General features: G+C 72.9%; 14 protein-coding genes. 4 read left to right on the plus strand and 10 right to left on the minus strand.

The features are described 5' to 3' along the window. Positions 1–451 precede the first annotated feature (451 nt). Complete coding sequence (locus ACRX5S_RS24970) at positions 452–1,420, plus strand: AfsR/SARP family transcriptional regulator (RefSeq protein WP_436775319.1); 969 nt, start codon at positions 452–454, stop codon at positions 1,418–1,420. Here the strand turns inward: ACRX5S_RS24970 and pcaB are convergent. The 6 genes from pcaB to ACRX5S_RS25000 form a co-directional block, all read right to left on the minus strand. Then, positions 1,354–2,781, minus strand: coding sequence for a 3-carboxy-cis,cis-muconate cycloisomerase (gene pcaB / locus ACRX5S_RS24975; protein WP_436775320.1), 1,428 nt, complete (start codon positions 2,779–2,781; stop codon positions 1,354–1,356). The two genes, ACRX5S_RS24970 and pcaB, sit on opposite strands and share 67 nt — an antisense overlap. 25 nt (positions 2,782–2,806) lie before the next feature. Beyond that, entirely contained in the window at positions 2,807–4,981 is a 2,175-nt protein-coding gene (locus tag ACRX5S_RS24980) for an MMPL family transporter (RefSeq protein WP_436775321.1), read from the minus strand. Between the two features lie 4 nt (positions 4,982–4,985). Continuing rightward, positions 4,986–6,722, minus strand: coding sequence for a class I adenylate-forming enzyme family protein (locus ACRX5S_RS24985; protein ID WP_436775322.1), 1,737 nt, complete (start codon positions 6,720–6,722; stop codon positions 4,986–4,988). A gap of 34 nt (positions 6,723–6,756) precedes the next feature. Next, positions 6,757–7,743 (minus strand): VlmB-like protein, encoded by a 987-nt coding sequence (locus ACRX5S_RS24990; protein ID WP_436775323.1) that lies wholly within the window; start codon positions 7,741–7,743, stop codon positions 6,757–6,759. Between the two features lie 183 nt (positions 7,744–7,926). After that, positions 7,927–9,066, minus strand: a complete 1,140-nt coding sequence (locus ACRX5S_RS24995; RefSeq protein ID WP_436775324.1) for an acyl-CoA dehydrogenase — start codon at positions 9,064–9,066, stop codon at positions 7,927–7,929. Positions 9,067–9,080: 14 nt separating this feature from the next. Beyond that, a complete protein-coding gene (locus tag ACRX5S_RS25000) occupies positions 9,081–10,739 on the minus strand; it encodes a long-chain-fatty-acid--CoA ligase (protein ID WP_436775325.1) in 1,659 nt (552 codons plus the stop codon). Between the two features lie 317 nt (positions 10,740–11,056). Here ACRX5S_RS25000 and ACRX5S_RS25005 point away from each other — a divergent pair, with 317 nt between their 5' ends. After that, positions 11,057–16,867, plus strand: a complete 5,811-nt coding sequence (locus ACRX5S_RS25005) for a type I polyketide synthase (RefSeq protein WP_436775326.1) — start codon at positions 11,057–11,059, stop codon at positions 16,865–16,867. A 282-nt stretch (positions 16,868–17,149) separates the two neighbouring features. Here ACRX5S_RS25005 and ACRX5S_RS25010 read toward each other — a convergent pair whose 3' ends face one another. The 3 genes from ACRX5S_RS25010 to ACRX5S_RS25020 are packed head-to-tail and all read right to left on the minus strand — an operon-like array spanning position 17,150 to position 20,086. After that, positions 17,150–17,608, minus strand: coding sequence for a type II toxin-antitoxin system RatA family toxin (locus ACRX5S_RS25010; protein WP_436775327.1), 459 nt, complete (start codon positions 17,606–17,608; stop codon positions 17,150–17,152). Between the two features lie 52 nt (positions 17,609–17,660). Then, positions 17,661–18,782, minus strand: coding sequence for an SDR family oxidoreductase (locus ACRX5S_RS25015; protein ID WP_436775328.1), 1,122 nt, complete (start codon positions 18,780–18,782; stop codon positions 17,661–17,663). Continuing rightward, entirely contained in the window at positions 18,779–20,086 is a 1,308-nt protein-coding gene (locus tag ACRX5S_RS25020; protein WP_436775329.1) for an aspartate aminotransferase family protein, read from the minus strand. The genes ACRX5S_RS25015 and ACRX5S_RS25020 overlap by 4 nt, the downstream gene beginning before the upstream one ends. A 130-nt stretch (positions 20,087–20,216) precedes the next feature. On the opposite strand from ACRX5S_RS25020, the gene ACRX5S_RS25025 reads away from it, so the two are divergent. Beyond that, on the plus strand, positions 20,217–21,158 hold the full coding sequence (locus ACRX5S_RS25025; RefSeq protein WP_436775330.1) for an enoyl-CoA hydratase-related protein: 942 nt from the start codon (positions 20,217–20,219) through the stop codon (positions 21,156–21,158). Then, positions 21,155–21,595 carry an SRPBCC family protein gene (locus tag ACRX5S_RS25030; RefSeq protein ID WP_436775331.1) on the plus strand — a complete coding sequence of 147 codons (441 nt, stop codon included), beginning with the start codon at positions 21,155–21,157 and terminating at the stop codon, positions 21,593–21,595. Before ACRX5S_RS25025 ends, ACRX5S_RS25030 begins: the two co-directional genes overlap by 4 nt. A gap of 91 nt (positions 21,596–21,686) precedes the next feature. On the opposite strand, the gene ACRX5S_RS25035 is transcribed toward ACRX5S_RS25030, so the two are convergent. Then, a partial coding sequence (locus ACRX5S_RS25035; RefSeq protein ID WP_436775332.1) for a hypothetical protein occupies positions 21,687–22,033 on the minus strand: 347 nt, incomplete at its 5' end.

The following is a 22,033-nucleotide window of genomic DNA, read 5'->3' on the forward strand; positions in this document are numbered from 1 at the left end:
GGGGCACGAGCCCCTGTCGCTCGTGCCCCGCCCCGAGCACCAACTGCCCCCGTCTCCAACTCATATGCCCGCTCGGGCGCCCCGCCGAGGGCGGACCGTGCGGAGCAGCCCGTGGGCCGGGGCGTGCGGAGGGGCGTGCGAGCGGGGGCGTGTCCGCTCGCGCCGAGCCCGACCCCGACCGCGCCTCGGCTCGGCCTCCGCATCCACCGCGCCCTCGCCACGGCCTCCTCGTCCCGGCCTTCGGGCCGGTGCATGGCGTCCTTGGCTTCCTGCGTCCGAAGTCCCTTGTCGTCGAAAGTCGGTGCGCTCCTCTGGTAGCGCATCGGCGGTTCGGGGTTGAGGATCGGGCGAAAGATTGGGGGCGCCCCCAGACTGCGGGCGGGGCGCTTGTTACTAACCATTAACTATGGTTGGTTGGGGTATGTCCGTGGTCCTTCGGGAGGGGCGTCGCATGACCGGGGAAATACGCTTTGCCGTGCTCGGTCCGGTTCGGGCCTGGCGCGGCGATTCCGAACTCCGCACGGGGGCTCCACAGCAGCAGGCCGTCCTGGCGGCGCTCGTGCTGCGCGAAGGCGCACAGGTGTCGACGTCCGGGCTGATCGACGCGGTCTGGGGTGCGGCCCCGCCCCGTTCGGCGGCGGCGACCGTGCGCACGTACATCTACCGGCTGCGGCAGGTCCTGGACGGAGGCGGCGAGCACCTGATCGCGTCGATCGGCGACGGGTACGCGCTGCGCGTCGGCACCGACGACGTCGACCTCGCGCGCTGCCACGCCTGGCTCGCGCGCTCCCAGGCGGCCCGCGAGGAGGGCGGCAAGGCGCTCGCGGCGCTGTGCCTCCGCGAAGCGCTCGCGCTGTGGTCGGGAACCCCGCTGGCCGGGGTGCCCGGCCAGTTCGCGGCGTCCTGGCGAGCGGCCCTGGCCGACCTGCGGCTCTCCCTGACCGAGGAACTGCTGTCGCTGGAGCTGGAGTTGGGGCGACACGTGCGCGCGGCGGCCGAGCTGTCCGCGCTCGTGGCGGAGAATCCGTTACGCGAGCGCCTGCGCGAACTGCACGTCCTGGCGCTCTACTGCTCGGGCCGACAGGCCGCCGCGGTCGCCGCCCTTGAGGACTTCCGGCACCTGCTGCGCGACGAGTTGGGCGTCGATCCCGGTCCCGGACTGCGCCGCGTGCACCGGCTCGTGCTGACCGGGCAGCAGCCGTACGCGGAAACGTTTCCCGCGGAGCTGCCCGCGCCCACCTCCGAGACGGCACCCGCTTGGCCGTCCGGCGCCTGCCCCGGTCCCGGCCGGTGCGCCGCGGCCGCCGCAGCCGCGGTGCCGCCGAACCCCGACCGCACGAACGCTCCCACGCCTCAGTCCACTTCACCCGGCTCGTCGCGCAAAACCCCGTCCACGAGGGCGCCCGCGGCGCCGGTGTAGCGCTCCGGGTCGCACAGGTCCCGCAGTTCCTCCGGCGGGAGCAGGCCCCTCAGCTCCACCGCGTCGGCCAGGACGTCGCCGAGCGGCCGTTCCGAGGTCCGTGCCGTGTCGGACGCCTCGGACAGCAGCCGCTTGGCGGCGGCCTTGCCGAGCAGCGGTGCGAGGACGGCGGCGACGCGCTCCGAGACGAGTTGCCCTCCGGTGAGGTCGACGTTCGCGCGCATGCGGTCCGCGCGGACCTCCAACCCGGCGGCCAACTCGACCGCGGTGTGCGCCGCGCCGCCCGTCAGGCGCAGGCATTCGCGCAGGAGCTGCCATTCGGCCTGCCAGCCGCCGCCGGAGCGTTCGTCCTCGGACATCAGTGACTGCGTCAATCCGGCGGCCAGCACCGGGACTTGGAGCGCGGCGCTGCGGATCATCGCGGCCAGCACGGGGTTTCGCTTGTGCGGCATGGCCGACGAACTCCCCCGCCCGGCGACTGCCGGCTCGCTCACCTCGCCCACCTCCGTACGGGCGAGGATCTGCACGTCCACGGCGAACTTCCCGAGCGCCCCGGCGGCGAAGGCCAGCCCCGCCGCGAGGTCGGCCATCGGGGTGCGCAGCGTGTGCCACGGCAGCCGCGGACGGACAAGGCCCGTCTCGGCGGCGAACTCCCGGCCCAAGCGCGCATGGTAGGTCTGCGGCGAGGGGTCGGCCGGGTTGTCGACGCGGGCGAACTCCAGATACCCGGCGAGCGTCCCGGCGGCGCCGCCCAGCGAGACCGGCAGGCCCTCCCGGCGGACCCGGCCGAGCCGCTCGCCCGCCGCGAGGACGAGTTCGCGCCACCCGGCGGCCTTGAGGCCGAAGGTGGTCGGCACCGCGTGCAGGGCGAGCGTGCGTCCGGCCACGACCGTGTCCCGGTGCTCCGCCGCGTGGCGGCCCAACTCCGCCGCCACCGACCGCAGATCGGCCAGCACGAGGTCGAGCGCCCCGGCCGCGACCAGCATGGCGCCGGTGTCGAAGACGTCCTGGCTGGTCGATCCGCGGTGCACGTACTCGGCGGCCACCGGGTCGACCTCGGCGACCAGGTCGGTGAAGGCGCGCACCAGTCCGACGATCGGATTCGCCGTCTCGCGGGCGGCCAACGCGAGTTGTCGGACGTCGAGTTCCGCGCTGCGGGCGACCGCCGAGATCACGTCGGCGGCGTCCGGCGGCACCACCCCGAGCCGGGCCTGCGCCCGGGCCAGCGCGGCTTCGGCGGCCAACATCGCGGCCAGCCACGCGCGGTCGCTCACCGCGGCCTCGACGGGTGTGCCCGCCCGCACCGGCGACAGCAGACCCGCATCGATCTGGGCGTCCCGCTCGGACAGTTCCCAGGCCACACGACCACCCCCACGTCATGTCACGTCACTTCGGCGACTCCTGAAGCGGCTCGCGCCGTCGCGCCGGCTCGCCGTCCGACTCGCGCACCCCCCAACGGGCGTACCACGGCCGGGCGAACCGCGGCGCCCACCAGTTGTACTCCCCCAGCAGCCGCATCGTCGCCGGGACCAGCAGCACGCGGACCACCGTCGCGTCGACGATGATCGCGGTGGCCAGCCCCACGCCGATGATCTTCACAGTGAGCAGGTCAGCGGTCGTGAACGCGCCGATCACCACCACGAGCAGCAGCGCGGCCGCGGTGATGATCCGCCCGCTGCGCTGCAATCCGACCGCGACTGCCTCGCGGTTGTCGCCGGTGATGTCGTACTGCTCCCGCACCCGGGAGAGCAGGAACACCTCGTAGTCCATGGACAGCGCGAAGGCCACGCCCAGGATCACGATGAGCTGGACGACGTCGATGTTGCCGGTCGGGGTGAAGTCGAGGATGCCGGTCAGGTTGCCGTCCTGGAACACGAACACCACGACGCCGAAGGCGGCCAGCAGGTTCAGGATGTTCATCAGGATCGCCTTGACCGGCAGCACCACCGATCCGAAGGAGAAGAACAGCAGCACGAAGGTGGCGAGCACCATGACGGCCAGCATCCACGGCAGCCGTTCGGCCAGCACGTCGAGCAGGTCGGCGAACACCGCGGTGTTCCCGCCCACATGGACCTCGCCGCCCGGCGGCGCCGGCACCGCGCGCACCTCCTGGACGAGTTGTCTCGCCTCCTCGGAGATGGCCTCGATGCCGAACCTCGCGTCGATCTTCGCGGTGTCGCCCGCCGCGCCGGTCACCTCGGCCCCGGTGATGCCGGGCACCGCCCGCACACGCTCCAGGTACTCGGCGAGCGCGGCCCCGCCCTCCGGGGACCGCGCCGGCGCCGCCAGTTCGACGGCGATCTCGACCTGGTTGGTGATGTTGCGGGCGAAGTCGGAGTCCAGCCGCTCCTGCGCCTGCCTGCTGTGCGAACTCGCGGGCATGATCCGGGAGTCCACCCACCCGTAGGACACGTGGAGGTACGGCAGTCCGAGCACGACCAGCACCCCGGTCACCGACACCGCGACCGCGATCGGCCGCCGCATCACGGCCCGCGCGATGCGCTCCCAATTCCCCCGGTCGTCCGCCGACTCGGCCCGCTCGCGCCGCGGACGCCAGGCCGCCGCGCGCGGTCCGAGCATCGCCAGCAGCGCCGGCATGACGGTGAGCGAGAAGACCACCGCGAGCAGCACCGCCGCGATGCCGCCCAGCCCGAGGGAGCGCAGGAAGGTCTGCGGGAACACGAACAGGCTGGACAGCGCCACTGCGACGGTGACCGCGGAGACCGTGATGGTGCGTCCCGCGGTGCGCATCGTGGCGCGCAGCGCCTCGGGGACGCCGAGGCCCGCGGCCATCTCCTCGCGGAACCGGCTGACCACGAACAGGCTGTAGTCGATGGCCAGTCCGAGGCCCAGCAAGGTCACGATGTTGACCGCGAACACCGAGACGTCGGTGACGTACGTGAGGAAGCGCAGCGCGGCGAGCGAGCCGATGATCGCGAGGATGCCGATGACGACCGGCAGCAGCGCGGCCCGCACGTTGCGGAAGATCACCACGAGCAGCAGGAACAGCACGGGCAGCGCGAGGCTTTCGGCACGCGTGAGGTCCTTGCGGACCTGGGTGTTGACCTCGTCGTAGAGCGAGGCCGGGCCGCCGACGGTGACCTCCAGGTCCGGCGACTCCAGCAGGTCGCGGATCTCGGTGTAGTTGTCGGTGCGCTCGGCCTCGTCGCCGCCGACCATCTGGAGCGCGGCGAATGTGGTGTGCCGGTCCGGGCTGACCAGGTCCTCCCGCCGGGCCGTCCAGTAGGAGGTGACCTCCTGGACGTGCTCGGCGGGCAGACCGGTCAGCACCCGCTGGGCCGCCTGCTCGTACGCGGGGTCGTCGACGGTCGTCCTTTCGCTCCGGAAGACGACCACGACGTCCGCGTCCGCCGACCCGCCGACGCCGCGGCGCAGTTCGGCGGCACGCGAACTCTCGCTGTCCGCGTACGTGAACCCGGTGCCGGTCAGGTGGTCGAAGACGGTGGACCCCCACACGCCCGCGAGGGCGGCGAAGAGGACCGCGGCGGCGACGAACGCCCGGCGGCGCCGGTAGGCGAGACGTCCGAGCAGGTCGAGCATCCCGTCAGGTCCAGCGTCCGATACCGATGCCCTTGGCCCCGAGGAGTTGTTCGCGCAGGTCGAGGCGCCTGACCTTCCAGGTGCCGGTGCGCGGGATCTCGTCCCACGAGACCTGGATGCGGGCCGCCAGCTTCGGCAGGTCGACGATGGCCTCCGCCCACTCGGCGTCGCCGATCGGCACGTCGTCGTACGTGCTGACGACGGGCACCGGCAGCTCGCCGGCCTGCGGCAGGATGACGACCTCGGACGTCTGCGGCAGCCGGTCGAGGATCACGTCCTCGATGGCGATGCCGCTGATCGCGTCGTTGTTCTCGTTGTCGATGCGGTCGATCTCCCGGTCCACCAGCCGCACCGCGCCCCACCGGTTCATGAGGCCGAGGTCGCCGGTGTGCCACCACTTCCCGTTGACCTTGATGTCGTGGCGCTCCTGCTCCGCCACGTAGGCGAGGCAGCGGCCGGGCTGGCTGATCTCGATCAGGCCGATCTGGTTGGGCTTGAGCTTGCGGCCGGTGGTCGGGTCCACCGCGCGGAGCCGGCAGTGCGGGTAGAGCGCCCAGCCGAGCAACTGCGTGGGCGGCGGCAGGTGGCCGCGCTTGCGCACCATGAAGCGCAGGTACGGGCGCATGCACAGGACGCCGTTCTCGCTCTGGCTCCACGACTGCACCCAGAACGGCAGCTTGACGTCGGTCGCGCTCATGAACAGCCGGATGGTGCGGGTGTGGATCGCGTCGAACGAGTTGAGGAACAGCCGCACCTGCTTGAACAGCCGTGCCGGGTCCCGGGCCAGTGGCTCCCAGGACATGTAGATGTTGGGCAGCGTCTCGACCAGGTTCGGCCGGTACTCGGCCAACATCCGGCGGGCCGTCTCGATGGACGGGTCGCCCACCCACAGCATGCGCGGCGTGGTCGTGGCGACCGCCAGCGTGAACGTGGTCAGGCGCTCGTGCGTGAACGGGTCGCAGAAGAGCATGGTGTCCTTCTTGCCGAGCCACCGGGGCCACCGGTTGCTCTCCACCACGCCCATGGAGTACACCGACTCCGCCGAGTGCATGACCAGCTTGGGGTAGCCGGTCGTGCCCGACGTGTGGGTGATGATCATCGGTTCCTTGTACTCGCGCAGTCGCGGAACGGCGGGCGGCGCGCCGTGCAGGGCGGACAGGTCCTCGATGTCGGGCCGGTCGGGGGCGCCGTCCACGCTGATCGTCCGGAGCGTGTACGTCGAGACGACCTCCTTGCTGAGGCCGCACCGCTCGATGTGCTCGCGGTCGGTCAGCAGGAACGGCTTCTCCAGGCGCTCCAGCAGCGTCTGCACGACCTCGGGGGCGTACGTCCCGGACAGCAGGGCCGGGATCGCGCCGAGGCGGGCCACCGCGCTGGCGGTGATGAAGATGTCGAAGTGGTTGGCCTTCATGATGGCGACCCGGTCCCACGGCCGCACCCCCGCGGCGTGCAGCCAGGAGGCCATCTTGTCGACCAGCTCGGCCCACTGTGCATTGGTGCGGGTGCAGCCGTTGTCCGGGTCGATGCCCGGCGGGCTGTCCACGATCATCGTCTGGGTCGGGTTGCGCTGCGCGGTGACGTGCCACAGCTCACCGAGCTTGGCGACGGCCGGCTTGCGGGCCCCGGGATGCAGACGTTTGGTGGCCCGGGTGGGCGTGAACTCGGTGAGGAAGCGCGGCTTGGGCCGGGCCTCCTCGACCGCGTCCCCCGCGAACGGTGTGGAGCCGTTGGGCTGTGTCACGGTGCTCTTCCCTCCTTGGGGGGAACGGTGCCGGTCAGGTGAGGGCGGAGGCGAGGCCCATGTCCTTGAGCCGGTTCTCGTGGATCCGGAAGGTCATCTCCAGCGTCTTGCCGATCCGTTCGTCGGGCGTGGTGTCCAGGAGCCTGCGGCCGGGCCAGAGTTCGTAGTCGGCGAGCAGGTCGGCGTGCTGCTCGATGCCCTCCTGGAACAGCGTTTCCCAGGCCTGCTGCTGCGGTACGACGGGGAGTTCGTAGAACAGGTGCATGCCGCCGCGGACGATCTCCGCGATGCGCTCGGTCTCGCCGGGGTTGTCGGCGAGGTGACGGCGCACGATGGAGCTGCCGACCGCGAGGTGCCGGACCTCGTCGATGCCGGCGCCCTTCTGGATGTCCGCCATGACCGGGTCGATCGGCCGCCATTTGAGCTCGCTCTGTTCGAACGCCGGTGCCAGCACGCCTTCCACGAGGGTCGTGAGCAGCACGACCGCGCCGTGGAAGTCGTGTTGGTCGCGGATCACCGGCAGGACGTACTCCTCCAGCGGCGTGATGATGTTCGCCCGGTCGTCGGCGTTCAGCTCGTCCAGGCGGGCCTGGACCTCCTCGCGCGGCACGCCGAGGTCCACCAGGTGCTCGCGGAAGACCATGGCGTGCCGGGTCTCGTCGATGAGCTGGGTGGCGTAGAACTCCATGCACGCCAGGTCGGGCGCGTCGAGCACGAGGTAGCCGAGCGATCCGGCGGCGCGCTCCTCGGCGAGCGTGCGGAAGGCCACCTCGCGGATCAGGACGTCGTGCAACGGCCCCGGCTCGCGCACGACGTCGGGGGTGGTGACCTCGGGCAGGTGGCCCTCGGCGTGCCCGCGCAGGGTGCCGTACGGCACGTTGTCGAACCAGTAGCGGAGCCCGCACTGCTCGGCCGTGAGCACGAGTTCGTCGCCCCCGTCGAACAGCGTGCGGGCGGTGTCCCAGTCCGCCTCCGGGGCGTACTTGCGGATGGCGCCGTCCGGTCCGGTGCGCTCGGTCATTGCCGGCTCCTGTCTGTCTGCGGTGCGCGCTGTCGGTGGTGCGCGTCGGTGATGCGCGTCGGTGGTGCCTCGGCGGAGCGGGGTGCGGGAGGTGCGGGAGGTGTGAGGGGTGTGAGGGGTGTGAGGGGTGTGAGGGGTGTGAGGGGGTGCGGTGCGGGAGGCGCGGGAGGGTGCGGGGGGTGGTCAGCCGACCAGCACCGGCCCGGTGCCCTCCAGGTAGTCCAGGAGCGACGGCGCCGTCCGGGACCGGGACGGCGGGTGGAAGCCGAGGCAGTGGTACGCCGCGGCGTAGTACGCCACTTCGTCCCCGCCGATGAAGGCCATGCCGCCCAGCAGTTCGACGGCCTTGGCGCCGGCGTCGTTGAGGGCGTCCTGGACCGCGTAGCGGGCGATCAGCACCTCGGCCAGCGCCTCATTGCCGGAGGCGCCGTCGGCGATGCGCTGCGCGACGGTTTCGAGGAGAAGGGCCGCGGATTCCAGGCGGCAGGCGACCGCCGACCGCTCGACGGCGGATCCGCGTTTCTCGGTCAGGGCACGCTCGACGAGCGTGCTGACCGCGCCGAGGTAGCCCGCGGAGATGAGCAGCTCGAACCACAGGAACCCCACGGTCTGGAGTTCGTCGAGGCCGTCGCCCTCGCGGGCCTCGGTACGGACGACCAGTTGCTCTTCGACGAACACGTCGGTCAGCCGCACCTCGTCGCTCTCCGCACCGGCCAGCACGCGGCTGCCCCAGAAGGGGTGCCGGGTGATGCCCTCGGCGGTGGACGGGATGAGCAGCACCGCGAGTTCGGGCTTGCCGTCCTCGCCGGGCACCGTCAGCGCGGCGGTGAGCAGGTCCATGGAATGGGCGAGGCTGCACGGCTTCTTGGCGCCGTTGACGCGGTAGCCGCCGTCGACCGGGACGGCGCTCATGGTCGGCGACAGGATGCCCTGTTCGGTGCGGCCCTCGGCGAACCCGGAGGCCACCAGCAGGTTTTCCTGCGCGACGGCCTCCAGGAGCGCCCATTCCAGCCCGGACTTCTGGAGGCTGTCGGCGAGCGTGAAGAGCGTGGCGACGGAGAAGTGGTGCATCGTCGACGCGACGGCGAGGGACGGTGACGCGGCACCGATGGCCCGCAGCGCGCGCAGGGCCTCCAGCGGGCCCGCGCCCAGTCCGCCGTACTCCGTGGGGATCACCAGTGCGGGGCCGCGGCTTTTGCGGAACAGCTCGATCGCCGGGCTGCCCGGCGCCTCGCGGTCGGCGAGCGGGACGCGGGCGAGCCCGTCCAGGAGTCCCGGCAGGTAGCCCTCGCACGTCTCGCGCGCGTGGTCCAGGGATCGCATGCGTGACCCTCCAGTCAGAGCAGGTTGAGGGCCGCCGAGCGGCGCAGTTTGCCCGACGACGTCTTGGGGAGCGTGGCCGGCGGCAGCACCACCACGCGGGCCGGGCGCACTCCCACGTCCGAGAGCACGCGTGCGGCGACCGCCTCGCGGATCCGCTCGGCGGCCGCCGGGTCGGCGTGCTGCCTGGACTCGGCGAGCACCGCGAACCCCTCCTTGTGGATGCCGCCCACGCCGTCCTCGGCCACGCGCACGGCGATCACGTTGCCGGCCCGGACGCCCTCGACGGCGGTCGCGGAGCGCTCGATGTCGGTCGGGAAGATGTTGCGGCCGCCCATGATGATGACGTCCTTGCGCCGCCCGCAGACCACGAGCCGGTCGCCCACGAGGTAGCCGTCGTCGCCCATGTCGAGCCAGCCGTCGGCGGTCCGGGACGACACGACGCCGTCCTCGGTGGAGTACGCGTCGGTGACCGAGGAGCCGCGCAGTTGGATCGCGCCGACCTCGCGCTCGCCGAGGATCTCGCCCTTCTCGCCGACGATGCGCAGGTCGACGGACGGCAGCACGTACCCGAGCAGCGTGAAGCGGCGGACCTCGGTCGGCGGGGCGTCCGGGTCGGCCGGGACCGCGCGGCGCTCCTTCTCCAGCGCGGCCGCGTCGATGGCGTCGACGACGACGCCCTCGCCCTCGGCCGACATGGTGATGAGGACGCCGTTCTCGGCGGCGCCGTAGACCGGCGCGAGGACGCGCGGGTCGAGCCCGAACCGGGCGCCGGCGGCCTCCAGCGCGCGCATTCCGTCCGGGTCGATCGGCTCGCCGCCGTTGCCCATGATGCGCACGCACGACAGGTCCAGCGAACCCGGCTCCGCGGCGGCGAGCTGGCGCGCCATGAGCAGGTACGCGAAGTTCGGCGCGGCGGTGATGGTCCCCCGGTGCCGGTGTATCAACTCCTGCCATATGCCGGGGTATTGCATGAACTCCAGGGGAGTGACCGCGACGAGTTCCATGCCCGAGACCAGTGACCCGATGAAGCAGCCGACCATGCCCATGTCGTGGAACAGCGGGACCCACGACACCATGACGTCGTCGGGGCGTCCGAAATCGCGGGCCCGGGTGAAGTCTCGGAGGTTCGCCATGAGGTTGCCGTGCGTCATGCGCGCGGCCTTGGGCTCGGAGGTCGACCCGCTCGTCAGTTGCAGCAGGATGGGGGCGTCCTCCCCCACGTCCACCGGGGTGAACGCGAAGTCCGCGTCCGGGCGCTCCAGTTCCTCGATGAGCCGGGCGTCGTGGCCGCGGGCGCGCAGGAGTTCCGCGACCGCCTCGTAAGGGCGGCCGAGCAGCACCAGGCTCGCGTCGACGGTCCGCAGCGCGTGCAGCGTCGAGGTCTGCCATGCCTCGGGGTTCGCACGGTGCCCGGGTTCGTGCAGCATCGTGGTGCTGCCGCCGGCCAGCCACACGGACACCGCGGCGTGCACCGTCTGGGACAGTTCGGCGCCGAGGATCGCCACGGCGTCCCCGGGGCGCAGTCCGCTCGCCACGAGTTCCGCCGCGCCGCCGCGGGCGTTCCGGATGACGTCCGCCCAGGGGCGCCGTACGGGCTTGTGCGGTTCTCCGGTCGTCATGCCTTTCGGCGATTCGGCCGCCACGGCGACGATGGTTTCGATGAACGTGCTCACTGCCACGCCTCCCCGCACCATGCCCCGAACCGGTGTCGGAACAGTGCCCGAACTCTGCGTCGGAGCAGGAAGCTACCGCTCGGACCGGCGCCGTCGTCCATCTTCCGGTCACCGCCCGGTCTCCGCGGCCGGGGGCCGACCGGTTACCGGCAGATGGGTGCCCGACGGGCGAATCTCGGTAGCTTCCGCGGGAGGTGGCGTCGTCGATGCCGGGATCTTCCGTGGGGTATGCCGTGGGGTCTTCTGCTTCTTCTGCTTTCCGTCGTGGGCCGGCGGCCGCTTCCGACGCCGAACGGGCCCGAGCGCTGGTCCGGATCGTGCGCGAGAAGGCCGCCGAGGTGCTCGACCGGCCCGGCGCCGAGTCGATTCCGCCGGAACGCAGCCTGGAGGAACAGGGGTTCGACTCGCTGAGCGCCCTGGAGTTCGCGGAGTCCCTGGGCGCCGCGCTCGGCCTGCGGCTCGCGGCGACGCTGGTCTTCGACTATCCGACGCCGGTGGCGCTGGCCGAATACCTGCGCGCCGAACTCGCATCGCTGGAGGCAGAGGCGGAGGCACGGGCTGAAGCCGACGCGGAGGCCGCATCGGCGTCTGCGTCTGCGTCCGGTTCGCGGACGCCCGCGGAAGCGGTTCCGGGCCCGGCCGCCGGTCCGGCTCAGGAGGCCGACCGGGCCGGCGAGCCGACCGACGACCCCATAGCCATCGTCGCGATGGCGTGCCGCTTCCCCGGCGGGGTACGCACGCCCGACGAGTTCTGGCGCATGCTGGCCGAAGGCCGCGACGCCATCGGGCCGTTCCCCGGAGACCGCGGCTGGGACGAGGACGACCTGTTCGCCGCCGCTCCCGGACGGCCCCCGAAGTCCGCCGTGCGCGAGGGCGGATTCCTGTACGACGCCGCGGAGTTCGACGCCGAGTTCTTCCGGCTCTCGCCGCGCGAGGCGGTCACTATGGACCCGCAGCAGCGGCTGCTGCTGGAGGCGTCGTGGGAGGCGCTGGAGCGGGCCGGGATCGATCCGGCGGCGCTGCGCGGCAGCCGTACCGGCGTCTTCGCGGGCGTGGTGCAGAGCGACTACGCGCTGAGCGCGGAGGAGGTGCCCGAGGACCTGTGGGGCCACCTGATGACCGGGAACGCGACGAGCGTGATCTCGGGCCGGGTGGCGTACTCGCTGGGCCTGGAGGGCCCGGTGTTCTCGGTCGACACGGCGTGTTCGTCCTCTCTCGTCGCGCTGCACCTGGCCTGTCGGTCGCTGCGCCAGGGCGAGTGCTCGATGGCGCTGGTGGGCGGCGTGACCGTGATGGCGACCCCGGTGGTCTTCACCGAGTTCAGCCGCCAACAGGGGCTGGCGCCCGACGCCCGCTGCAAGTCCTTCGCGGCCGCCGCGGACGGCACCGCGTGGTCGGAGGGCGTCGGCGTGGTGGTGTGCGAGCGGTTGTCCGAGGCGCGGCGGGCCGGGCACACGGTGCTCGCGGTCGTGCGCGGCAGCGCGGTCAACCACGACGGCGCGTCCAACGGCCTCACCGCGCCCAACGGTCCGAGCCAGCAGCGGCTGATCGCCCAGGCGCTCGCGGACGCGGGACTCGGCCCCGCGGACGTCGACGCGGTGGAGGCGCACGGCACCGGCACACGGCTCGGCGACCCGATCGAGGCGCAGGCGCTGCTGGCCGCGTACGGCCAGGACCGCGAACAGCCGCTGTGGCTGGGGTCGGTGAAGTCCAACATCGGCCACGCCCAGGCCGCGGCAGGCATCGCGGGGCTGATCAAGACGGTGCTCGCGATGCGGCACGGGGTGCTGCCGAGGACCCTGCACGTCGACGCGCCGTCGCCGATGATCGACTGGACCGCCGGGGCGGTCGAACTGCTCACCGAGGAGCGGGAGTGGCCGCGGGCGGGTCGCCCGCGGCGGGCCGCCGTCTCGTCGTTCGGGATCAGCGGCACGAACGCCCACGTCATCGTGGAGGAAGGCGCAGCGGAAGACTCTCCGGCGGGCGGGCGGTCCGAGGACGCCCCGGCCGAGCTGCGCTCCGGCGCGTTCCCGGTGCCATGGCTGCTGTCCGGCCGCACGCGCACCGACATGCGGGCCCAGGCACGGCAGTTGCACGAGCACGCCGCCTCCCGGCCGGACGTCTGCGCCGTCGAGATCGGGTCCGCGCTCGCCACCACGCGCTCCACATTGGAGTACCGCGCGGCGGTGGTCGGTGGAACGCGCGCCGAACTGCTCTCGGCTCTCGGCACCTTGGCCGACTCCGACGCGCCGTCGGCGGACCCCGCGGTCGCGGAGGGGCCGGGCGGCGACGGCCCGGTCGTGTTCGCGTTCTCCGGACAGGGCTCGCAGCGAATCCGCATGGGACGGGAACTTCACGACGCATCACGGGACTTCGCCGCCGCCTGGGACGATGTCTGCGAGGCGCTGGACGAGCATCTGGACCGCCCACTGCGGGACATCGTGTACGCCGATCCCGGATCCTCCGATGCCGCACTCCTCGACGAGACCGTCTACACGCAGACCGGCCTGTTCGCACTCCAGGTGGCGCTGTACCGGCTGTTGGCCGCACGGGGCGTCCGGCCGGACTACCTCGTCGGGCACTCGATCGGCGAGCTGACGGCCGCCCATGTCGCGGGCGTGCTGACACTGCCGGACGCCGCCGCCCTGGTCGCCGCCCGTGGTCGCCTGATGCAGGAACTCACCACCGACGGCGCCATGTTCGTGGTGCGCGCCACCGAGGACGAGGTGCGCGTGGCGGGCGGCCTCGGCCCAAACGTCAGCATCGCGGCCGTCAACGGCCCCGCGTCCTTGGTGCTCTCCGGCGAGGTGGAGGCGGTCGCCGCGCTGGCCGCCGAATGGCGTGGCAGGGGGCGGCTGATCAAGCGCCTGAAGGTGAACCGCGCGTTCCACTCGCCGCTGATGGACCCGATGCTGGGCGAGTTCGAAAGGGTCGCCGAGCGGCTGTCGTACACCGCGCCGACGGTGCCGATCGTGTCCAACGTGACCGGACGGCGGGCTTCGGCGGGCGAGTTGGCGATGCCGAGCCACTGGGTGCGGCACGTGCGGCAGACCGTCCGCTTCGCGGAGGGTGTCGCGTGGCTGCGCGGCCAGGGTGCCGGGGCGTACGTCGAACTGGGCCCCGGGCGCACCGCGACCGCGATGATCCAGGACTGCCTGGCCGGCGAACCCGCGCTCGCCACCCCGCTCCTGCGCGCCGACCGCCCCGAACCGGCGGCGTTCACCGAGGCGTTGACGCGGCTGCACACCCGTGGCGGCCGGGTGGACTGGGCGGCGGTCTTCCGCGGCGCCCGGTCCGCGGAGTTGCCGCCGCATGCCTTCGCACGCACGCCGTACTGGCTTCGGAAGGTTCGGGCCGGGGCGGGCGACGTGGCGGGCGCGGGGCAGCGTTCCGCCGACCACCCGCTGCTCGGCGCGCTCGTCGAACTCCCCGATGACGACGGCCTGGTGCTGACCGGACGCCTGTCGCTCGACACCCACCCGTGGCTCGCCGACCACGCCGTGCTCGGCTCCGTGGTGGTGCCCGGGACCGCGCTGGTCGAGCTGGCCGTGCAGGCCGCCGACCGGGTCGGCTGCGAGCAGGTGCGCGAACTCCTGGTCCAGGCACCGCTGGTGATGCCCGCCGAGGATTTCGTGCAGTTGCGTGTCGTGGTGCGGTCCGCGGACGCGGACGGGCTGCGCCCGATCGCCGTCCACGGCCGCGTCGAAGGAGCCGGTGCCGACGAGGCGTGGACCTGCCACGCCACGGGCCGGCTCGGCTCCGACGACTCCGACGAGATGCCGGGCCGCCTGGCGGTCTGGCCGCCGCCCGGCGGGGTGCCGGTCGCGCTCGACGGCTTCTACCCCGCGCTCGCCGAGCGCGGCTACCGCTACGGTCCGGGCTTCCGCGGTCTGGCGGCCGCCTGGGAGCGCGGCGACGAGGTGTTCGCCGAGGTCGGGCTGCCCGAGGAACTGCGGGAGCAGGCCGGGTCGTTCGCGGTGCATCCCGCGCTGTTGGACGCGGCCCTGCACGCCGTTGGGATCGGGCGCGAACCCGACGACGACCGCGTGTCCCTGCCGTTCGCCTGGACGGGCGTGCAGGTGCACGCCGCCGGGGCCGCGTCGCTCCGGGTCCGGCTGACCCGGCTGGACGGCGAGCGGGTGGCCCTGACGGTGGCGGACGACAAGGGCAGGCCGGTAGCCACGGTCGGCGAACTGGCGTTCCTGCCGGTCGCGGTCGAGCAGCTGCGCGCGTCCGGAAGTGGGGCGCAGGACAGCCTCTTCCGCGTGCAGTGGACCCCGCAGGGCCGGGGCACCCCGAAGGGCGGCCGGTTCGCCGTCGTCGAGGATTCCCCGACCGCGCTCACCGAGGTGTGGGCGGGCCTGGGCGTACCGGTCGCGGCCGGGCTCGACGCCCTGCCGGAGCCGGTGCCGCACACCGTGATCGTCCCCGTCGCCACCGACCCGGTGCTCGCCAAGACCGGCGACGCCGCCGCTCAGGCGCACGAAATCTCGCTACGAGCCCTGGAGTTGGTGCGGAGCTGGCTGGCCGACGCGCGCTTCGCGGACGCGCGCCTGGTACTCCTGACCTCGGGGGCGGTCTCCGCGGCGCCCGGGGAACCGGTCACGGACGCCGCGGCCGCGACCGTGTGGGGGCTCGTGCGTTCCGCGCAGTCCGAGAACCCCGGGCGCTTCGTGCTGGTCGACACCGACGGGACGGAACGCTCGGCGGGCGCCCTCGGCGGCGTCCTGGCCACCGGCGAACCGCAGGCGGCCCTCCGGGCGGGAGAGGCCCTGGTGCCGCGCCTCGCCCGCGTCGAGCGGACGGCGGCCGAGCCGGCCTCGGCCGCGTTCGGCGACGGCACGGTGCTGGTCACCGGCGGCACCGGAGCGCTCGGACGGTTGCTGGCGCGGCACCTGGTCGTCGCGCACGGCGTGCGGGACCTGCTCCTCGCGTCCCGACGCGGGCCGGACGCGGAGGGCGCCGCCGAGTTCGCCGCAGAGATGGCCGCCGCGGGCGCGACGGTGCGTACCGTCGCGGCCGACACGGCGGTGCGTGTGGAGTGCGAACGCCTGATCGCCGGTATCCCGGAGGAGCGGCCGTTGACGGCGGTGCTCCACCTCGCGGGCACGCTCGACGACGGCCTGGTGCAGTCGCTGACCCCGGACCGGCTCGACGCGGTACTGCGGCCCAAAGTGGACGCGCTCTGGCACCTGCACGAACTCACGCAGGATCGCCGCGACTTGGTCGCCTTCGTGGTGTTCTCGTCGGCCGCGGGCATCCTCGGCTCCCCCGGCCAGGCCAACTACGCGGCGGCCAACGCCTTCACCGACGCACTGGCGCAGGTACGCCGCGCTGCGGGGCTTCCCGCGCTGTCGCTGGCCTGGGGCGCGTGGGAGCAGACCGGCGGCATGGCGGACCGCACCGGCGACACACTCGCCCGTCGGGCGGCACGCAGCGGAATGGCGCTGCTGTCGGCCGACGAGGGCCTTGCGGCGTTCGACGCCGCGCTGGGCGTACGGGACGACGTGCAGGTGCCGGTGCGCCTCGACCTCGCGGCGCTGGCCGGACAGGCGGAGACCGGCGGCGAGGAAGCGGTGCCGCTGCTGCTGCGCGGCCTGGTCCGGGTCCCGGCGGGGCGCCGCGGCGGGGGCGAGGGCGCGGCCGACCTCGCCGAGTCCCTGGCCGACGCGGGCCCCGAGGAGGCCGAACGCCTGCTCGTGGACCTGGTGCGGTCGCACGTCGCGGCGGTGCTCGGGCACGCGTCCCCGGACGCCGTCGACACCGGGCGCAGCCTGGTCGACCTCGGCTTCGACTCGCTCTCGGGCGTGGAACTGCGCAACCGCCTCTCGGCGGTCACCGGCCTGCGGCTGCCGGCCACGGTGGTCTTCGACTACCCGACGATCGACGCCATGGCGTCGTTCCTCGGCTCCGAACTCGCCCCCGGCGCGGCCGGGACCGCCGTCGCGGTGCTGGAGGAGCTGGACCGCCTGGAAGCCGCCCTCGGCAAGCTGTCCCTGGACACCATCGCCCGCACCCGGCTCACCGCAAGCCTGGAACGCATCCTCACCCGCGTGGGCCCGACCTCGACCGCCGACAAGATCGACGCGGCCGCCCTGGACGACGACTTCTTCCCCGCCGCCGGGTAGGACGGTCGCCGGCGGCGGCGCTGCCAGAAAGGCACCGGACCGTGCCATGTCCTGCGGCCCGTGCAGGGAGGCGGGCTCCTGCGCGAGTCCTTGCCGGTGGCGCCCGGGGAACGGGCGGGGCCGAACGCCGGGGGCTCGGGCCCTTCGGGCTCCGGCCGTGTCGCGTGTCCGTCCTCGGGCGCCGTGTCCGACCCCGGGCCGGGTCTGGCGTTTCTCCCCTGGCACGCAGAACCGCCCGTCCCGACGTGGCCGGGCGGGCGGTTTACGGACAGTGTCGCGGGCTCAGGCGGTGATCGGAGCAGCCTCTATTTCCCGGATCTCGATCGCGGCGCCGAACAGGCCCCGCAGAATCTCGCTGATGCTGTCGCGCAAGGCGGCGCAGGCGACCGGGTCGACCAGCGACGCCAGCGAGGCGATTCCCAGGTCGAATCGGCTCGTAAAGGTGATGAGCGCGCCGTCCGGGGTCGGTTCCACCTCCCACGTTCCGGCGAATTTCGCGAAATCCCCCTTGGTCTGGGTGAATTCCAGACGGCGGCCCGCGGTGTCGACCTCGTCGCGTTCGGTCCACACCAGGATGCCGCGCCGGAAATTGACCTCCCAGGTCGACTCCAGGTCGCCGTCCGCGCGGTGGAAGACCTGCACGGTGCGGACGTTTTCGGTCAACCGCGGGTACTGCTCGAAATCGGCGACCAGCGCGAAGGCGGCGTCCGGGTCCTGCCCCGGCAACCGGGCGTCCAGCACTACCGAGCATTCCATGGGTGATTCCCTTTCCCGACCCGTGGTCGTGACCGTCTCATGCGTCCCACGCGAACGCGGGCTTGCTGCGTGCGGGCGCGTTCATCTCCTGGATCAGCCGGCGCACCGAGACGCGCCACGCCTCCTCGAAGTCCTCCGCGTCCAGCGGCACGCGGAGGCCCAACGGCGCCGCGAGCGAGCTCGGCAGCTTCTCCGGGATCACGACACAGCTGCACACCGCCAGCAGGCCGTCGAGCTTGGCGAGGTCCTCCGCGCTCAGGACCTCCGCGAACGCGGGCCGCACGAGGCGGTCGACCATCGCGGGGTCGACGATCCGGGTCTCCGGCACCGTCAGGCCCTGGTCGCGGCCGACCTGCTGGACGAGTTCGACGAACCGGTGGATGGGCAGCGCGTGTTCGCCCGCCGTGAGCCAGTAGTCCCCGTCCCGCAACCCGGCGTCCAGCACCGCCCGCACGCCCATCGCGACGTAGTCGCACGGCACGACGTCAACGTGCGCGCCTTCGACGGCCGGGATGAACGGGACGGTGCCCTTCAGTGTCGCCTCCGCGAGACTGTGCGCACCCTGGGCCTCGCGGATCTCGCCGGTCCGGGAGTCGCCGACGACCACGGACGGGCGCACGATCACCGCGTCCAGCCCGCTCGCCCGCACGATGTTCTCGCCGGCGAGCTTGGACGTCACGTACTCGTCCGGCCGCGCCGAGGACTTGGACTCCGACAGCGTGCCGCCCAGGGAACCGCCCTGCGACACGTGGCGGATCACGAACGCGGTGCTGACCTGCACGAACAGCGCGTCCGCGTCGGCCGCGAACTCCACCGCGCGGCCGAGGCCCTCGATGTTGACGCGGTCCACCTCGGCCTGGTCGGCGGTGAAGTTGACGATGGCGGCGGAGTGCACCACCACGTCGACCTCCGCGCAGAGGCGGCGGTACGCGGCCGCGTCCAGCCCCAGGCGCGGGCTCGTCAGGTCGATCTGCACGACGCGCGCCGATCCGGCGGGGAGGCGGCGGTGCACGGCGGCCACGACGTCGTAGCCCTCCAGCTCGCGCAGGACCGCCGTGCCGACCACGCCGCTGGCGCCGGTGACCAGGACGGTCTTCCCGGCCACCGCGCTGCCGCCGCCGGGCCCGGGGGCTCCCCGCCCGGCTCCGGCGGCGGTCACGCGCCCGCTCCGGCCGGGCGCGGGAAGCGCTCGGCGCAGGCCGCGCACGCCGCCTCGACGGCCTCGGTGAGCCGCTTCTCGTCGTCCTCGGTCATCACCGCGGGCGGGGTGAAGCGGATGACGGGGAGCGCGTTCATCGAGTGGTTGGCGATGACGCCGTGGTCCATCAGGTCCATCAGGAACTCCGCGGCCAGGTGGCCGTCGACGAACTCGATGCCGATGAGCACGCCCCGGCCGCGCACCTCGGCGACGAGGTGCGGGATGTAGGCGGCGGTCAGCCGCCGCAGCGTGGCCACCAGCCGCTCGCCGAGCAGCCGCGCGCGTTCGACCAGGCCCTCGTCCTCGATGGTCTCGACGGTGGCGCGGACGGCGGCCATCGCCACGGGCGCGGCCGAGTAGGTGGACGTGTGCAGGTACGGGTCGGCGTCGAACGGCGCGAAGAACTCCGGCGAGACGAGGGTGGCGGCGACCGGCACCATGCCCCCGCTGAGGCACTTGCCGACCAGGACCGCGTCCGGGACGACACCGTCCAGGTCCGCCCCCCACCACGCGCCCAGCCGCCCCAGGCCGGTCATGACCTCGTCGAGCACCAGCATCGCGCCGCGCTCGCGGCAGATCGCCTCCACGCTCTTGAGGTAGCCGTCCGGCGGCATGATCACGCCGCCCTCGCTCTGCACCGGTTCGAGGATGAGGCAGGCGTCGGAGGCGTCGTCGCCCAGCGCGTCGGCGAGCGCCTGCGGGTCGCCGAAGGGGACGTGTGCGGCGTTCGGCAGCAGCGGCCGGAACGGGTCCTGGTAGACGGACCGGGCGGTCACGGTCAGCGCGCCCATCGTCTTGCCGTGGTAGCCGCCGGTCATCGAGACCAGGCGCGTGCGGCCGTTCGCCCGGGCGATCTTGATGGCGGTCTCCACCGCCTCCGCGCCGGAGCAGGAGAAGTGCACCTTGTCGAGGCCGGGCGGCGCGACGCGGGTCAGGGCCGCGGCGGCCCGGGCGGCGGCCTCGTTGACCAGCACGCGCGTGGACAGCGCCTGGCGTTCGAGTTGCGCGCGTACGGCGGACAGGACGGCCGGGTGGCCGGCACCGACGAAGAAGGCGCCGTAGCCCCCGCAGTTGAGCATCTCGCGGCCGTCGATGGTGCGGACGCGGGCGCCGCTCGCGGATTCCTCGACGGGCAGGTTGAGAATGGTCGCGACGCGGCCCTGGCCTTCGCCGAGATGCTTGCGGTACAGGTCGATGATGTCGGAGCGTTCCATCATGTTCGGCACGCCGTTCCGCTCGCTGATTCGTCGATTGTCGGCAGACACGTCGGTCAAGTTACCGAGCGGGCCGGGCGGGCCGTCCATTCCCGGGTAATCGCCTGGTTTCGGGGGGCCGCGAACGCGCGGTTAACGGGCGATGGGCCGAATCCGGCGGCCCGGCGTTACCTTGGCGGCCATGGCGAGTGACGAACTGAACGACGCGGCGCCGTACACGCAGGTCACGTATTCGGTGGCGGACCGGATCGCGACGATTTCGCTGAACCGGCCGGACGCCCGAAACGGCTACACGCTGCGCATGTCCGAGGAACTCGTGCACGCCTTCGGCCGGGCGGACGCCGACGAGAATGTGCGGGTCGTGGTGTTCACCGGTGCGGGCGACCACTTCTGCACGGGGCTCGACCTCTCCGCCGAGGAAATCGGGCTGATCTCCGAGAAGGTCCCGGACTCGTCCGCCGGGGAGACCTGGCAGGAACCTGCCGGGCACTGTGCCATGCGCATCTTCGCGATGGACAAGCCGGTGATCGCGGCGGTCCGCGGTGCGGCGGTCGGCGCGGGCGCCACGATTGTGCTGCCGGCCGACTACCGGCTGGTGGCCGCCGACGCGCGCTTCGGGTTCGTCTTCAGCAGGCGCGGGATCTTCGCGGAGGGCGCTTCCACGTGGTTCCTGCCGCGCCTGGTCGGTCTGGGGTGCGCGCTGGACTGGCTGATCAGCGGACGGGCGTTCGACGCGCAGGAGGCGCTGGCTTCCGGCCTCGCGCACAGCATCCACGAGCCGGACCAACTCCTGCCCAAGGCTTACCAGTTGGCGAAGGCGATCGTGGACAAGACGGCGCCGGTATCTGTCGCGGTGATCCGGCGGATGGTATATCGGACGGGGACAATGGCGTCACCGCTGCCGACCCATGTGCTGGACTCCCGCCTCATGGCGGACAGCCTCGGCAGCCCGGACGCAACCGAGGGTTTCGACGCGTTCCTCTCGCGCCGCGATCCGGTCTTCCCGGGCCAGGTCGGCAAGGACCTGCCCGACTACCTGCCGTCGCCTGACCCCTGGCGCGATGACGCGCCGGCCGTCTCTGGGGAGGGACCATCGCATCCGGAGCAGTCTCCGAGTCCGTGACCGTCGCGGTGCCGCCGGACGCGGCGTACGCCGCGGTGAGCGACGTGCGCACGGTCGGCACGCGCAGCCCCGAGACGGTCGCGGTGACCCTGCGCGGCTCGTCGGTACCGCCGGCCGTGGGCACGCGGTTTACGGGGCACAACCGCAACGGGCGGTTCCGCTGGTCCACGCAGTGCACCGTCACCGCGGCCGAGCCGGGCCGGGTGTTCGCGTACGACGTGAAGTCCGGCGGTCTGGCGATCTCTTCGTGGCGTTACGAGTTCGAGCCGGAAGGGGACGGCGGCGCGACGCGGGTCACCGAGACGTGGACGGACCGGCGCAGCCCGCTGATGCACGTGCTGAGCACGATCGTGACCGGCGTCCGGGACCGCCCGACGCACAACCGCCGCACGATGCGGGTGACGTTGGAGCGGCTGAAGGCGGCGTTGGAGGAGTAGGCGGGGCTCGGGCGCGTGCCCCGGGCGTCGCCGCCGCGGTCGGTCGGGTCCGCGGTGTCCAAGGGTTCACGTCGTCGGCGCCCGGGGCGCATCAAACCGTGCCCAAGTCCCCGTGCCAGGTGGCGCCGGGTCTGTCGCGTGCCCGGCGGGTTCGGAGGCGTTCGGCGAGGGCGGCCAGGTGCAGGAGTTCGCGCGAGGCCGGGCCGGACGCGGTGAGTTTGCGCAGGGAGTCCGGGTCCTCCTGGGACTCCAGCCATTGCGCGACCCGGGCCTGAGCGCCGACGCGGACCGCGCGCGGGACGCGGGTGTACGCCACGTGCCGCACGGGGCCGTCGCGGAAGACGTACTGCGCCTCCCCGTTCACCTCGCCGATCTCGACGCGCGTCAACAGGCCGTGGTGGGCCAGCATTTCGAGTGCCGCCTCGGTTTCGGGGGGGG

It is taken from the genome of Yinghuangia sp. YIM S09857 (assembly GCF_051388915.1).
Taxonomy (GTDB): domain Bacteria; phylum Actinomycetota; class Actinomycetes; order Streptomycetales; family Streptomycetaceae; genus Yinghuangia.